General features: G+C 75.5%; 10 protein-coding genes. 5 read left to right on the top strand and 5 right to left on the bottom strand.

Going from position 1 to position 12702, the window contains the following annotated elements; translation table 11 throughout:
- The first annotated feature begins 17 nt into the window (after window positions 1–17).
- Together ACIRQY_RS00160 and ACIRQY_RS00155 are read left to right on the top strand one after the other, a co-directional pair.
- Window positions 18–1262: a sensor histidine kinase gene (locus ACIRQY_RS00160; RefSeq protein WP_403920977.1), complete on the top strand. Its 1245-nt coding sequence runs from the start codon at window positions 18–20 to the stop codon at window positions 1260–1262.
- A complete protein-coding gene (locus ACIRQY_RS00155) occupies window positions 1259–1885 on the top strand; it encodes a response regulator transcription factor (RefSeq protein WP_351780445.1) in 627 nt (208 codons plus the stop codon). The genes ACIRQY_RS00160 and ACIRQY_RS00155 overlap by 4 nt, the downstream gene beginning before the upstream one ends.
- 271 nt (window positions 1886–2156) lie before the next feature.
- Here ACIRQY_RS00155 and ACIRQY_RS00150 read toward each other — a convergent pair whose 3' ends face one another.
- Window positions 2157–2495: a DUF5955 family protein gene (locus ACIRQY_RS00150; RefSeq protein ID WP_351780447.1), complete on the bottom strand. Its 339-nt coding sequence runs from the start codon at window positions 2493–2495 to the stop codon at window positions 2157–2159.
- A 194-nt stretch (window positions 2496–2689) separates the two neighbouring features.
- Here ACIRQY_RS00150 and ACIRQY_RS00145 point away from each other — a divergent pair, with 194 nt between their 5' ends.
- Both ACIRQY_RS00145 and aceB read left to right on the top strand, forming a co-directional pair.
- Window positions 2690–3325, top strand: a complete 636-nt coding sequence (locus tag ACIRQY_RS00145; RefSeq protein ID WP_403920974.1) for an NTP transferase domain-containing protein — start codon at window positions 2690–2692, stop codon at window positions 3323–3325.
- A 226-nt stretch (window positions 3326–3551) separates the two neighbouring features.
- Window positions 3552–5174, top strand: coding sequence for a malate synthase A (gene aceB, locus ACIRQY_RS00140; RefSeq protein ID WP_403920971.1), 1623 nt, complete (start codon window positions 3552–3554; stop codon window positions 5172–5174).
- Between the two features lie 208 nt (window positions 5175–5382).
- On the opposite strand, the gene ACIRQY_RS00135 is transcribed toward aceB, so the two are convergent.
- The 3 genes from ACIRQY_RS00135 to ACIRQY_RS00125 form a co-directional block, all read right to left on the bottom strand.
- A complete protein-coding gene (locus tag ACIRQY_RS00135; protein WP_403920968.1) occupies window positions 5383–7167 on the bottom strand; it encodes a hypothetical protein in 1785 nt (594 codons plus the stop codon).
- 74 nt (window positions 7168–7241) lie between these two features.
- The gene (locus ACIRQY_RS00130) at window positions 7242–8960 is read right to left on the bottom strand and encodes a hypothetical protein (RefSeq protein WP_403920966.1); all 1719 of its coding nucleotides are present in this window, start codon (window positions 8958–8960) and stop codon (window positions 7242–7244) included.
- Window positions 8961–9058: 98 nt separating this feature from the next.
- Window positions 9059–10024 carry a fibronectin type III domain-containing protein gene (locus tag ACIRQY_RS00125; RefSeq protein WP_403920964.1) on the bottom strand — a complete coding sequence of 322 codons (966 nt, stop codon included), beginning with the start codon at window positions 10022–10024 and terminating at the stop codon, window positions 9059–9061.
- 155 nt (window positions 10025–10179) lie between these two features.
- Here ACIRQY_RS00125 and ACIRQY_RS00120 point away from each other — a divergent pair, with 155 nt between their 5' ends.
- The gene (locus ACIRQY_RS00120; RefSeq protein ID WP_403920961.1) at window positions 10180–10782 is read left to right on the top strand and encodes a hypothetical protein; all 603 of its coding nucleotides are present in this window, start codon (window positions 10180–10182) and stop codon (window positions 10780–10782) included.
- Between the two features lie 191 nt (window positions 10783–10973).
- Here the strand turns inward: ACIRQY_RS00120 and ACIRQY_RS00115 are convergent, their stop codons facing one another.
- Window positions 10974–12323: a nucleobase:cation symporter-2 family protein gene (locus ACIRQY_RS00115; RefSeq protein WP_403922243.1), complete on the bottom strand. Its 1350-nt coding sequence runs from the start codon at window positions 12321–12323 to the stop codon at window positions 10974–10976.
- Between the last annotated feature and the right edge of the window lie 379 nt (window positions 12324–12702).

The raw sequence follows: 12702 nt of genomic DNA, 5'->3' as shown, positions 1-12702 counted from the left end.
GCCTACGCTGGGGGACCATGCGTCCGCGTTCCCTCACCCCCGCCCCGTTCGTGCTGCGGCTCTGTCTGCATCTGCTGATGGCGGGCCTCCTCGTCCTGGCGGCGGTCCGCGCCCACTCGGCGGCCGGGACCGTGGCGGCGGCGGTGACGGGGGCGGTCTACGCGGCCGGTTCACACCTCGGGCCGGTGCGGACCTCTCAGCGGGCGGCGGCCGGCTGGCTGGCGGTCCTGGGCGCGTCCTGGCTGGTCATGCTCTGGCTGACGCCGGAGGCGCTCTGGGTGGCGTTCCCGCTGTACTTCCTCCAGCTGCACCTGCTGCCCGTGCGCTGGTCGCTGCCCTCGGTGGCGCTGACGGCGGGCGCGGCGATCCTCTCGTACGTGGGGCACGGGGCCCCGCTCAATCCGGGCGTGTTCATCGGGCCGCTGCTGGGCGGGGCGGTCGCGGTGGCGACGGTCCTCGGCTACCAGGCGCTGTACCGGGAGAGCGAGCGGCGGCGGCGGCTCATCGAGGAGCTGCTGGCGACCCGGGCGGAGCTGGCCTCGGCGGAGCGGCACGCGGGGACGCTCGCCGAGCGGGAGCGGCTGGCCCGGGAGATCCACGACACGCTGGCGCAGGGCCTGTCCTCGATCCAGCTGCTGCTGCGGGCGGCGGAGCGGACGCTGCCGCCCGGTTCCCCGGCGGCGGGACACATCGACCGGGCGCGGCGGGCGGCGCAGGACAATCTGGCGGAGGCCCGGCGCTTCGTCCGTGCGCTGTCGCCGCCGGACCTGGAGCACGGCTCCCTGGCGGCCGCCCTGGAGCGGCTGTGCGACGGGACGGACGGGGGGCCAGGGGCGTACGGGGTGAGCGCGATGTCCGGGACGTACGGGACGGAGGCCGCCCCGGAAGTGCGGGCGACGGCCGCCGGGCCCCGGGTGCGGTTCTCGGTGAGCGGTACGCCCGTCGAGCTGCCCACCCCCTACGAGGTGGCGCTGCTGCGGATCGCGCAGTCGGCGCTCGGGAACACCGTGCGGCACGCCGCCGCCTCACGGGCGGAGATCACGCTGTCGTTCATGGACTCGTCCGTGACCCTGGACGTGGTCGACGACGGCGCGGGCTTCGACCCGGGGGCCGTGCGTCCCTCGTCCGACGGCGGTTTCGGACTCCCGGCGATGCGCTCGCGCGCGGAGTCCCTCGGCGGCGCGTTCACCGTCGAGTCGGCGCCCGGCCAGGGCACGGCGGTCGCCGTCTCCCTCCCCCTTCCCGCTGGAGCACTCGTATGAGCATCCGTCTTCTCCTCGCCGACGACCATCCGGTGGTCCGGGCCGGCCTGCGCGCGGTCCTCGACACGGAGCCCGACTTCGCGGTCGTCGCGGAGGCGGCGACCGCCGAGCGCGCGGTGGAGCTGGCCGCCGCCGGGGGCGTGGACGTGGTCCTGATGGACCTGCAGTTCGGCGCGGGGATGCACGGTTCGGAGGCGACGGCGGCGATCACCTCGGCGCCGGGCGGGCCGAAGGTGCTGGTGCTCACGACGTACGACACGGACGCGGACATCCTGGCGGCGGTGGAGGCGGGCGCCTCGGGCTACCTCCTGAAGGACGCGCCGCCGGAGGAGCTGGCGGCGGCGGTGCGGACGGCGGCGGCCGGGCAGTCGGCGCTGGCCCCGGCGGTGGCGCACCGGCTGATGGACCGGATGCGGACCCCGGCGGAGGCGCTGACCAAACGGGAGCTGGAGGTGCTCCAGCTGGTCGGCGAGGGACTGTCGAACCAGCAGATCAGCAAGGCGCTGTTCCTGAGCCAGGCGACGGTGAAGTCGCACCTGGTGCACGTGTTCGCGAAGCTGGGCGTGGACTCCCGGACGGCGGCGGTGGCGACGGCGACGGCACGGCGGCTGATCAGACGGTAGGGCGGTACGGGGGTGGGACCGGACCGGCGGCCGATCGTGGGGCCGACGGCCGGTCATGGCGCCACTCTGGGTCGGCGGCAGGTCGTGGGGCCGCTCCGGGCCGACGGCTGGTCGTCGGCAGGTCCCGGCGCCGCTCGCGGAGCCGGGCCGCGCCCGTCTCCGCAGCGGACCTTCCGGCGCGGGCCCCCTCCCGGCACCCCTACGGGATCGGTCGTCGGGCCCGTACGGAATCCGGCGCTCGCCGCTCCGGGCCCCCTGCCGGGACCGGCCCTCAGACCCCGGCTCGGCCCGTCGGGCCGGTGGGGGGCGGGCCGAAGAGCTCCACCGCGCGGCGGACCCCGGCGAGACCCCCGGCGAGGGCGCTGACGGAGCCGACGGAACCGGCGACGAGCAGCAGGGAGCGGCGCAGCCGCCGTACCTCGGGGGCGCCGCTGAGCGCCATCGCGTCGAGTGCGGCGAGTTCGTCCTCGGCGATGCCCCGGTCGGCGAACTCCAGCCGGTGGGCGGCGAGTTCGCGGCGGAGCCGGGACACGGCGGACCGCAGTTCGGCCACCCTGGGGTCCACGCCCTCGCCGGTCACTCGCCTCGTCTGCCCCACGCTTCGCAACATGGTTCTCCCCCTCGCGCCGTTCCGTGCGCGGAACTCACCGCCCGAACTGTCCGGGCACCCCGGGAGCCCCCGGACAACGGTCGGGCGCCGGGGGCGCGGGGGCCAGTTAACTCCTTCGTGCGCCCGGCGCACCACCCTTCGCGGGGGTGATTCGGGCGGGGGGCGCGTTCTGCCTGATGAGGTATGCAGTTCCCATGAGAACCACGACAACCACGCATGACCGAACGGCTGAACGAGCCCCTGTGGTCGCGGGCCTGCTGCTGGCCGCCGGGGGCGGGCGGCGGCTCGGCGGGCGGCCGAAGGCGCTCCTTCCGTACCGGGGCCGACCGCTGGTGGAGCACGCGGCGGGGGCGTTGCGGGCGGCGGGCTGCGAGGTGGTCCACGTGGTCCTGGGCGCCTCCGCCAGGACCGTACGGGAGCGGGCGGAGCTGCCGGGGTGCGTGCTCGTGGACAACCCGGAGTGGGCCGAGGGCATGGGTTCCTCGCTGCGGGCGGGGCTCGCCTCGCTGGCGGCCGATCCGCGCAGGGTGGACGCGGCGCTCGTGCTCCTGGTCGACCAGCCGGGGATCGGGGCGGCGGCGGTGGCCCGGGTCCTCGGGGCGTACGCGGGACGGGGGACGCTCGCGGCGGCCTCGTACGACGGGGTCCGGGGGCATCCGGTGCTGTTCGGGGCGGAGCACTGGGCCGGGATCGCCGAGCGCGCGGTGGGCGACCGGGGGGCGCGGGACTATCTGGCGGCGCACCGGGACGCCATCGCTCCGGTGGACTGCTCGGAGGTGGCCGAGCCGTACGACATCGACACGGAGGCGGACCTGGCGCACCTGGAGTGAGCGGTCCGGCACCGCGCGCCATGGTGTGTCGATCCTGAGAATCTCGACATCAACAAACCATTGAACTTCCACCATGAGGAAACTAGTATCCACTGATCAGAAGCGCCTGCCGGTTCAGGAGGCGCTCGCGGCCGTATCCCGGCACCCGTGGCACTCCGTGCCGAACCGTGACGCCCGGCGGCCGCCAGGCACCGCCCGTGAAGTCCGCTGAAGGAAGTGACAGTTCATGTCCGCACCAGCGCCGTCCCCCCTGGCCGTCGTCGATGCCGAGCCCCTGCCGCGCCAGGAAGAGGTGCTCACCGAGGCCGCCCTGGCCTTCGTCGCCGAACTGCACCGGCGGTTCACCCCGCGCCGGGACGAGCTCCTCGCCCGCCGGGCCGAGCGGCGCGCCGAGATCGCCCGCACGTCCACCCTGGACTTCCTGCCGGAGACCGCGGCGATCCGCGCCGACGACTCCTGGAAGGTCGCACCGGCCCCGGCGGCCCTGAACGACCGCCGGGTCGAGATCACCGGTCCGACCGACCGCAAGATGACGATCAACGCGCTCAACTCCGGCGCCCGCGTCTGGCTCGCCGACTTCGAGGACGCCTCGGCGCCGACCTGGGAGAACGTGATCCTGGGCCAGCTCAACCTGATCGACGCGTACGCCCGGAAGATCGACTTCACGGACCCCCGCTCGGGCAGGTCGTACGCGCTCAAGCCCGCCGAGGAGCTGGCCACGGTCGTCATGCGGCCGCGCGGCTGGCACCTGAACGAGCGTCACCTCGTCCTCGACGGGAGCCCGGTGCCGGGCGCGCTCGTCGACTTCGGCCTGTACTTCTTCCACAACGCCCGGCGGCTCGTGGACCTCGGCAAGGGCCCGTACTTCTACCTGCCGAAGACGGAGTCGCACCTGGAGGCGCGCCTCTGGAACGAGATCTTCGTCTTCGCCCAGGACCACGTCGGCCTCCCGCAGGGCACCGTCCGCGCCACGGTCCTCATCGAGACCATCACGGCCGCGTACGAGATGGAGGAGATCCTCTACGAGCTCCGCGACCACGCGGCGGGGCTGAACGCGGGCCGCTGGGACTACCTCTTCTCCATCGTCAAGAACTTCCGTGACGGCGGCGCCAAGTTCGTCCTGCCGGACCGCAACGCGGTCACGATGACCGCGCCGTTCATGCGCGCGTACACCGAACTCCTCGTCCGCACCTGCCACAAGCGCGGGGCGCACGCGATCGGCGGCATGGCCGCCTTCATCCCGTCCCGCCGGGACGCCGAGGTCAACAAGGTCGCCTTCGAGAAGGTCAAGGCCGACAAGGACCGCGAGGCGGGCGACGGCTTCGACGGCTCCTGGGTCGCCCACCCCGACCTGGTCCCGATCGCCATGGCCTCCTTCGACGCGGTCCTCGGCGAGAAGCCGAACCAGAAGGACCGGCTCCGCGAGGACGTGTCCGTCGCCGCCGGCGACCTCATCGCCATCGACTCCCTCGACGCCCGGCCCACCTACGACGGTCTGCGCAACGCCGTCCAGGTCGGCGTCCGTTACATCGAGGCGTGGCTGCGCGGTCTCGGCGCGGTCGCCATCTTCAACCTGATGGAGGACGCGGCCACCGCCGAGATCTCGCGCTCGCAGATCTGGCAGTGGATCAACGCGGGTGTCGTCTTCGAGAACGGCGAGCCCGCCACCCCGGAGCTGGCCCGCCGGGTCGCCGCCGAGGAACTCGCCGCGATCCGCGCGGAGATCGGCGAGGAGGCCTTCGCGGCGGGCCGGTGGCAGCAGGCCCACGACCTGCTGCTTCGCGTCTCGCTCGACGCGGACTACGCGGACTTCCTGACGCTGCCCGCGTACGAGCAGCTGGTCGGCTGACCGTACGGCCGACCGGCCGGTCACGGCCCGCGGAACGACGGCCCCGCCCCCGGCGCACACCGTGCCGGGGGCGGGGCCACCCGCGTCCGGCGGCGCGGGGGGAGTCACTGCGGGACGGAGCCGCCCGCCCTGGGCGAAGGGCGGCGGTTCGGGGTGGGCCCGGCCACCGGCGCCCGGCGCGCCGAACCGCCAGCCGACCGGTGGCGGTTCACGGCGGGGTCAGGCCGAGGGGGCCGAGGACGCGCGCGGTCTCGTGCGGGTCCGCCGCCGTCATCGCCCGCAGCAGGGCCGCCGAACCGCCCGGCCAGTCGGCCGCCGCCGCGTCGAAGGCCGTACGGCGGGACTCCAGCGGCCCCTTCTTCGCCGGGAGCCCGTCCAGGACGAACAGCGCCCGCGCCGAGGTCCGTACCCGGAGCGGGTCGTCGGGCTCGTCGCGGGCCCGCAGGGCCCGATGGGCGTACGCGCCGATCACCGGGTCGGAGACGGCGTCCCGCAGGGCGTCCGGCGGGGCGTTCCGGGTGTCCAGGACGGCGAACAGACCACGGACCGCGGCGGCTCCGGAGGTTCCGGCGTGGACCGTGCCGAGGGCGCCGAGCAGCGCCGACCAGGCGTCGGCGGTGTCCCCGCGCGCGTGCAGCCAGTCCGCGAGCACCCTGGCGGCGACGCGGCCGGGCCAGCCCGTGGCGGCGGCCACCACGGCGGGCGCGGGCCACGTCCTGACCTCGGCGGCGTCCGGGGCGGCCACGCCCCGCACCCTCAGCAGATAGCGCACGGCGCCCGCGCCGCGCGGAGTGAGCCCGAAGGCGTCCCCGGCGCGGAAGGCGAGACCGGTGACGGCGAGCCGGTCGAGGACCCGGGCGAGATCACGGGCGGGCCGCTCCAGACGGGCCCGGTCCTCCTCGGTCGGCCCGACGGCGCCGAGGAGCCGCGCCAGTTCCGGCAGCGGCGGGACCTCGTACGCGTCCGGCACCCCGTCCGGCACCGGGACGGGCAGGTCCTCCAGAGCGGGATCGACGCTCCAGTCCTCGTACTCGGCGGCCTTGCGGGCCACGGACTCCGCCGCGCAGCCCCGCCGGTAGACCACGTACAGCAGATGCGGCGCCTCACCGCCGTAGGGCTCGAACTCCTCCTCGGACAGCTCCTCGACGGCGCCGACGAGGGCGTCGGCGTCCGCCTCGACCGGCCCGGGCTCGATCGCGGGCGGCGGGGGCGCGGGAACGGCGGGATCACCGTGGTCGTCGAGGTGCTCGTCGAGCAGCACATCGGCCAGGACGAGGTGCGGGAAGTCGTCAGGCCCCGGCGCGAAGCGCGCGTACGGCCCCGAGAGCTGCTCCGCGAGCCCGGCGGCGGTCCAGCGGTCCAGGAGCCCGCCCGCCACCCGCCCGATGCCGGTGGCGACGGCGTGGTCGGTGAGGAGCGGACCGGCGGTGGGCGGGGTCTCGGCGTCCCGGACGTACGCGCGCGTGAGCGCCTCCGAGAGGAGGACGTCCGCGAGGGCCGTCCGCCCCATGAGGTCGGCGCGGTGCACGCCGTCGGGGAGCGGGGCGCCGTCGAGCGCGGCGAGTCTGCGCCGGACGTCCTCGGGGTCGCGGAGGTCCGCGCCGCAGGTGCGGAGCAGGGAGGCGTACCAGCGGTGCCAGGTGAGGTTGCCCGGGTCGGTCATGGCCCGTTCGAAGTCGGCGGCGGACTCCCGGAGCACGGCGGCGACCGGCTCGCCCGTGCCGTCGAACCGGGCGGCGAGCCGGGTGAGGACGGCGGGGTAGACGGCGAGGTCGCCGGGCGCCGCGTACACGAACGTCGGGAGGTCCTCCACGAGCAGCTGCCGCACCAGGACGGGCGTCGGCTCGGGGACCCCGCTCCCCCGGTCGGCGCCCCGGAGGGCGAGCAGTCCGAGGACCGCCTCGGCGGCCCGTGTGAAGACGGGATCGCGGTGCTCGGCGGTTCCGTCGAGGAAACTGTCGAGCCCCATGTTGGTGAGAACGGTCTCGGCCACGCTTCCCAGAGTAGTTCGAAGGGGGACGGATCGGACGCAGGGCGGTCCTGGGCGGCGGGGCGGGGCCGCCCGTCTCAGGCGTCCGGGAGGCGTCGGCGGAGGGCGCGGACGACCTGCGCCATGTGCTGGAGGTGTCCGACGCGGAGCCAGATCCCGGGACCGCCGGTGCCGGCGGCGCGGGAGGACCCGCGCGTGCGCTCGGCCGCGGGCAGGCCAACGGCTTCCGCGCCGGGCGGGCCGACGGGTCCCGTACGGGACGCCCCCGCGGGTCCGGTGGGGGGTGGGGCCCCCGGTCCCGTACGGGGCGCGGCGCCCCGGCCCGTAGGGGCGTCGCCGGATGCGATACCGGGTCCCGTACGGGCGCCATCGGATTCCGTACGGGAGGCGGCGCCGGGTCCCGTAGGGGGCCGGGCGGGGGATTCTCTACGGTGCGGGGCGGGGGATTCCGTAGGGGGTGGGGCGGGGGTGTGTGTGGAGGGCGGGCCGGAGCCCGCACCGGCGGCTCCGGGGGGACGCTCACCGGCGAGCGGCTCGCCCCAGGGGTCGGCGCCGCCCGTATCGCACGGACCGGGCTCCCTCCCGCCGTTCCCTCCCCGCGCTCCGGACGCGCAGGCGAGGAGCCAGCGTTCGCCCCGGCTGAACTGGCCGCCCCGGAAGCCCTCCGCGCAGACGATCTCCCGGGCCGAGGCGCGGACCGCGTCCGCGTGGTCCGGTCCCCGGGTCGGCACCCGGGCCAGGACGAAGGTGCGTTCCATCGTGTAGCGCACGGTCCCCCACGGGGCGCCGCCGTCGGCCCTCGGCGGCCGGTCGGCGCTCCCCGCGTGGTCGGCGCCGTAGTCGCCGTACACCACGGGGACGGCCGGGCGTTCGGGCCCGTCCACGACCATGTGCCAGAGGTCCCAGTCGAACCGGTGGGCCTCCGCCAGCGGAGCCCCGTACGCCCCGGGGTACGCGTGCGGGAAGGACCCGGCGAGCAGGACGACGGTCCGCCAGGGGTGGAGCGGGACGAGGAGGTCCAGGGCCCGCAGCGCCCACTTCTCCGCCGGATGGTGCTCGTCGAGGACGGAACGCAGGTCCAGGAGCAGGTCCACCGGGCAGTGCGCGAAGGCGACGCGCCGCAGGAGGCGCCGGGCCGCGTCCCGGAGGGCCTCGCCGGGCGGAGCCGTCAGGGGGACGCGTACGCCGAGGCCGTCGCCGTTCCCGAGAGCGGTCTCGGCGGTGGCCGTCTGCTGCCGGGCGGGACGCTCGACACCCGTCACCGGCCGGAGCGGGCTGCCGGGGCGGCCGTACCGGAGGAGGTCTCCGGCCGGAAGTCCCGTCCCGCCCTCGGTGTGGAAGGCGTCGACCCAGGCGGGGCGCCCGCGCTGGACGGCCTCGATGCGCTCCAGGGTCGCCCTCAGGTGGTCGTCGACGCGGCCGGGACGAGGGGCGGGGTGGCGGTCGGAGTCGGGGTTGAGGTCGGGGTTGAGATCAGGGTCGGGGTCGGGGTTGAGGTCGGGGTGCGGCCGGGGGGCCGGGCGGGGGTGGCGATGCCGGGCGCCGCGGGCGCGGCTCCCGCCGCCCGGGGGCGGCACGGTCCAGAGGGGCGTCACGCACGCGCGTGCCCGGGTCGGCAGGAGGTCGTACGCGTCGAGCGCGCTCGGTCGCGCGGGCAGCGCGGGCACATAGAGCGGCGGCTCGGCGGGGCCCGCTGCCGGGCGGCCGCCGTCCGCCTCCGTCGACGGGTGGTCCGGCGTGCCCGAGGGCGGGCCCTCGTGGTGTCTCCTCGGCGATCCGGACATCGGCTCGGACATCGGCGCCCCCCAGCGGCCGTCGCATCCCCTGTTCGCAGGGTGCGCGGCGGCGGTCCGGAGCGAAAGGGCGCATTTCCGGCCAGGTGCGCCCTCCCGTGTCAGCGCACGACGACCGTCCTCGGCGCCGAGAAGTCGCCCCAGGTGCCGTCGGGGAGCTGGGCGCGGAGGGTGAGGGTGTACCGGGTGCCCGGGGGGTCCTGGACCGGGAAGGTGTAGGTGGCCCGGCCGGAGGGCGGGGCGTTGCCCCAGACGATCGTGGTGGCGAAGCGGCCGTCGAGGTCCAGCTGGTGGTGGGTGACGGGGGCTCCGGTGACGGGCGGCAGCCAGGTGACGGTGATCTCGCCCCGGGCCGCCGTGACGACGAGGTCGGCGGGGGCGGTGTTCGCGGGGGCGCCGGGCGAGGGGGCCGTGGTGAGGTCCACGGGGGTGCTGTCCGGGGAGGAGTTCTCGGCCGCGTCGCGGGCGCGGACCGTGAACGCGTAGGCGGTGCCGGGCCGGAGCCCGGTGACATGGGCGGTGGTGGCGGTGCCCGGCACGGTGTGGATGCGGGTGTCGGCCTGGTAGACGTCGTAGGCGGTGACCCGGGTGTCGTCCTTCGCCGGACGCCAGTGGAGGGTGGCGGCGCGGCTGCCGTCGGCGGCGACCCGGAGTCCGGTCGGCGCGGTCGGGGCCGTGCGGTCCTCGGCGGCGGCGGGGAGGGTGGTGGCGGTGACCGTGGCGCTGGGCGGCGAGACGTTGCCCGCCGCGTCGCGGGCGCGGACCGCGAAGCGGTGGGTGCTGGCGGGGACGAGCCCGACGACATCGGTCATCAGGGTGGTGGCGGGCAGGTCCTTGACCTTGCGGCCCTCGCTGTAGACCGTGTAGCCGGTGACGGCCCGGTCGTCGGTGGCGGCGCTCCACATGACGTGGACCGTGCGCGAACTGCCCGCCGTGGCGGTGACGCCGGTCGGGGCGGTGGGCGGTCCGGTGTCCTTGACCTCGGGAGCGGCGGCGGCCGAGCAGCCCGCGAGGGCGAGGCTGAGCACGAGGGTCGTCAACAGGCTTGCGGCGAGCGGGCGTTGCACGGGCCGGCCTCCATCCTTCGGAATGGTCCAGACCTATATCGCACACGGGGGCCGACTCCGACAAGGGGGCGTCGGCGGGGTCGGGCGCGCGGGCGTTGTCAGTGGGGTGCGCTTCACTGGGAATATCACTCTCCGTAGTCGATCCAGGGGGAATCATGACGGACCGTACGATCTATGTGACGCATGTCGGAGTGCGGCGCCGGGGCTGGAGCGACGCGATGGTGCGGGACCTGCTCGGCACGCCCGACGTGCAGGGCCGCGACCCGCGCCGCTGGTCCCTCACCCCGGTCCGGCTCTATCTCCTCGCCCGGGTCGAGACAGTGGAGCGGACCCCCGAGTTCGCCGGGAGTGCGGCCCTCGCCCCCGGACGGTCCGCCGCCGCGCTCGCCCATGCCGAGCGGCGCCGGGCCGCCGTCCTGGCCGCCGTCCGCGCCGAGCCCGTGGAGGTGCCCCGGCTGCCGGGGCCCGAGCTGGAGCGGCGGGCGGTGCGCCACCGGCGGCTCCTGACGGCCCGGAGCCCCGGACCTGACGGGGAGTCCGCCCCGCCCCCGATGTCCCGGGAGTCACTCACCCGATGGCAGGTGAGCTATCTGCGGCAGGCGTTGTCACGGTACGAGGCCCTGCTCGACGGCTTGTACGGGGAGACGGGACGCGGCGAGGCCGAACGGCTGCTCCGGAGGCGGCTGTACGAGGCCATCGCCGCCGCCTATCCGGCGCTGGCCCGGGAGTGCCGACGGCGGATCGCGGTGGAGGGGTGAGCGGCGGGACGGGTGCCTGGCGGGCGGGCGGCGCGCGGCGGCGGCACGGGGCCGGGGAGGGGCGGTGCGCGGCGCGGGCCGGTCCCAGGGGCGTGGGTTCCGGGACCGGAGGTCCGTACGGAGCCGTACGCACCCCGGCCCCGGGTCCGGCGGGGTGCGCGGGACCCGGGGCGGGTGGTGAGCGGGCGGGTTCAGTGGACGTGCGCCGCCTTCGAGGTGCGGGCCCCGGAGATCTCCTCGCCCGGTTCCATCGGGGCGGTGACCTCGTCGTCGTCGCGGCCCCTGCCCAGGTGGTTGAAGACCACGTTGAGCAGGACGGCGGCGACACAGCCGGTGGATATGCCGGAGTCCAGGATGATCTTGGCGGTCTCCGGGAAGGCGTGGTAGAAGTCCGGCTTGGTGATCGGGATGATGCCGATGGCCAGCGACACGGCGACGATGAGGACGTTGTTGTCCTTCTCCAGACCGGCCTTGACCAGGGTCTGGATGCCGCTGGCGGCGACCGAGCCGAAGAGGACGACGCCCGCGCCGCCGAGGACCGGCCGGGGGACGACCGATATCAGCGAGGCGGCGACCGGGGAGAGGCCCATCAGGACCAGGAAGCCGCCGCCGCAGGCGACGACGAAGCGGCTGCGGACGCGGGTCATGGCGACCAGGCCGATGTTCTGCGCGAAGGCGCTGCACATGAAGCCGTTGAAGAGGGGGCTGATCGCGGAGCCGAGGGTGTCGGCGCGCAGTCCCGCCGCGATGGTCTTCTCGTCGGCCGGGCGCTCGACGATCTCGCCGAGGGCCAGCATGTCGGCGGTCGACTCGGTCATGGAGACCAGCATGACCACGCACATGGAGATGATCGCGGCGAGGGCGAACTGGGGGGCGCCGAAGTGGAACGGCGTGGGGAAGCCGACGACGTCCGCCTCGATCACCGGGGAGAAGTCGGTGACGCCGAAGGGTATGGCGATCAGCGTGCCGATGACGAGGCCGACGAGGACGGCGATCTGCTTGAGAAAGCCCCGGGTGAAGCGGCGCAGCAGCAGGACGACGACCAGGGTGATGCCGGCCAGCGAGAGGAACGTGGTCGAACCGTAGTCGGCGGCCTTGGGGTTGGGCCCTTGGGCCCAGCCGAACGCGACGGGGAGGAGCGAGACGCCGATGAGGGTGATCACGGTGCCGGTGACGACCGGCGGGAAGAACCGCACCAGCCGGGAGAACCAGGGGGCGGCGATGAAGCCGAGGACTCCGGCGACGATGACCGCGCCGAAGATCACGGGGAGGGCGTCGGTCTTGTCGCCGGTGGTGTCGACGATGGCGAGCATCGGCGCGACTCCGGCGAAGGTGACGCCGTTGACGAAGGGCAGCCGGGCGCCGATGTTCCAGACGCCGAGGGTCTGGAGGAAGGTGGCGAGGCCCGCGGTGAACAGGCTGGCGCCGGTCAGGAAGGTGAGTTCGGTGCCGGAGAGGCCGACGGCGGCTCCGACGATCAGGGGCGGCGCGACGACGCCCGCGTACATGGCGGCCACGTGCTGGAGGCCGCTGGTGAGCATCTTCAGTGGGGGCAGCTTCTCGTCGACCGGATGTGTCTCGTGGTCGTCGGGGGCGGAGCCTGCGTCTTGTGCATTGCGAACCTGGGGCGTTGCGGCCACGGCGGTTCCTCCGGTCGGGTACGCGTCGGCGGTGACGCGGGTGTCAGGGAGGTGGTGCGATGCGGTGCGGGGTGCACGAGGTGCGGCTCGGTGCGGGGGTGGCGCGGTGCGCGCGCGGAGGGGTGCGGCGCGGGGTACGGGTGCCCGACGGGGGGTGCGGGCGTGGGTCACCGTCCCGGGGGGGGGGGGGGGGGGGGGGGGGGCCGGCCCCGGGCGGCCCCCCGCCGCGGCCCCCCCCCGGGGGGGGGGGGCCCGGCCCCGGGGGGGGCCCCCCCCCCCG

The sequence above is a fragment of the Streptomyces sp. NPDC101490 genome, from assembly GCF_044767145.1.
In the GTDB taxonomy this organism is placed as follows: domain Bacteria; phylum Actinomycetota; class Actinomycetes; order Streptomycetales; family Streptomycetaceae; genus Streptomyces.
The sequence above is the reverse complement of the archived record's forward strand: the minus strand, read 5'-3'. Positions and strand labels throughout refer to the sequence as shown.